General features: G+C 38.6%; 3 protein-coding genes. All 3 read left to right on the top strand.

Features of this window, described 5'->3' with window-relative positions; translation table 11 throughout:
* The coding region (sufD, locus tag WBM98_RS11620; RefSeq protein ID WP_424366186.1) for a Fe-S cluster assembly protein SufD at window positions 1-680 on the top strand (680 nt) is incomplete at its 5' end.
* A gap of 94 nt (window positions 681-774) precedes the next feature.
* A complete protein-coding gene (locus tag WBM98_RS11615) occupies window positions 775-1380 on the top strand; it encodes an outer membrane beta-barrel protein (RefSeq protein ID WP_424366185.1) in 606 nt (201 codons plus the stop codon).
* A 234-nt stretch (window positions 1381-1614) separates the two neighbouring features.
* The coding region (locus tag WBM98_RS11610; protein ID WP_424366187.1) for an aminotransferase class V-fold PLP-dependent enzyme at window positions 1615-1855 on the top strand (241 nt) is incomplete at its 3' end.

The following is a 1855-nucleotide window of genomic DNA, read 5'->3' as shown; positions in this document are numbered from 1 at the left end:
GCGTGACCGAGATCTTTGCGGCTGAGCGCGCCAATGTTGATTATTATAAGATACAGAACGATGCCAAAACGGCTTCCTTGATCGATAACACCTACATTGACCAAAAAAGCAATAGTGTCGTTAAGGTACATACGTTTTCTTTCGGGGGTAAAATGACCAGGAACAATCTGAATTTTTATCAGAACGGGGAGTATATCGACTCCACCATGAAAGGGGTGACCATTTTGGGATACAAGCAGCATGTAGACCACCATACGCTGGTGCACCATATTGAACCCAATTGTGAAAGCCATCAGGATTATAAGGGTATTTACGGTGAAAATTCCACGGGGGTGTTCAATGGAAAGATCATTGTGGATAAGATAGCCCAAAAGACGAATGCCTTTCAACAGAACAATAATATATTGATCAGCGATAAGGCGACCATCAACACGAAACCCCAATTGGAAATTTTTGCGGATGATGTAAAATGTTCGCACGGGTGTACCATTGGGCAGTTGGATGAGGATGCCATGTTTTATCTGCAATCCCGGGGAATCCCAAAGAAGGAAGCCAGGGCATTGTTGATGTATGCCTTTGCCAATAATGTGTTGGAAAGTGTACGCATTTCAGAGTTGAAAACACGGATCAATAGACTCATAGCTGAAAAACTAGGGGTACGTTTGGGGTTTGATCTTTAACATTACATTGTGCTAGACTTAACTTGTTTTTACCAGTTGAAAATTAAGAATAGTCCTACATTTAAGCTTTTATTAATCCTCTAAAAAGCAACAAATGAAGCTAAGATTACTCCTAATCCCCGTACTGTTTTTTTCAATCAATTCAATCGCCCAAGACCTAAATTATAAATGGAGTGTCGAGGCGAATTATCCTATTTCCGTTGGGGACGGACTAGGGAATGATAATCCTGGAATTGTTGATTTAGGATTGAAATATCGATTTGTCGATTTGAATATCGTTACGTTGGGAATTGGAGTAAATGCGGGGATTTTCCATGATAACATAAATTCCTTTACAGCCAATGGATCTGATTTTGATGAAACCAATCTGTTTATTCAACCGAAAGCTTTTGCGGAATTCAATATTCCGGGTCTCAATAAGTTAAGGCCGAGTATTGGGTTGGGATATACAATTGTAAGGTCCAAATACGATGGTACTATAGGATATTTTGCAGATTCCCCTGAAGAGGCGATAATATCTGAAACAAATTCGGATGGAGGGCTAAACCTGAATTTAGGTCTTTCATACGATTTCAGTACGCGGTTTTATATACAAGCGCAATACGATTATATTAGGTTGAATCAAAGATTTGATGATTCGCAACGAAATAAGGATTTAAACCTAGGGTTATTGAAATTTGGATTTGGATTTCGTTTTTGATCCTAGTTTAAATAGTTAAAAAATAGGAGGTTGTCAAGAATGTCAGTGCTGCTGTCATTTCGAGCGGAGTCGAGAATAGTACATCATTGATTTCAAATATATTTCGATGGTGCTCAATGTGATAGAAAATTATTTTTTGACTTTTCAGAGCCTCTTTGTTATTTAATCGAATTAGATTCTAGATATGTACAAGTAATAAGCTTAATTCTATCTTTGTCGACTATTAGTTTTACTATGATCAATGTGTCCAAAATAAGAGCAGATTTCCCTATCCTAGTCCGTAAGGTCAATGGGCATCCTTTGGTCTATTTCGATAATGCCGCTACCTCACAGACACCAACACAGGTCATCGATGCGATTGTTGATTACTATAGTAATTACAATGCGAACATTCACCGCGGGGTACATACGCTATCCCAAGAGGCAACCGATAAATACGAACAGGCCCGTATAAAGATCCAAAAGCATTTCAATG

Source organism: Maribacter sp., from assembly GCF_049667165.1.
Classification (GTDB): domain Bacteria; phylum Bacteroidota; class Bacteroidia; order Flavobacteriales; family Flavobacteriaceae; genus Maribacter_A.
Note: the sequence above shows the minus strand (reverse complement) of the source record. Positions and strands in the feature narration are given on the sequence as shown.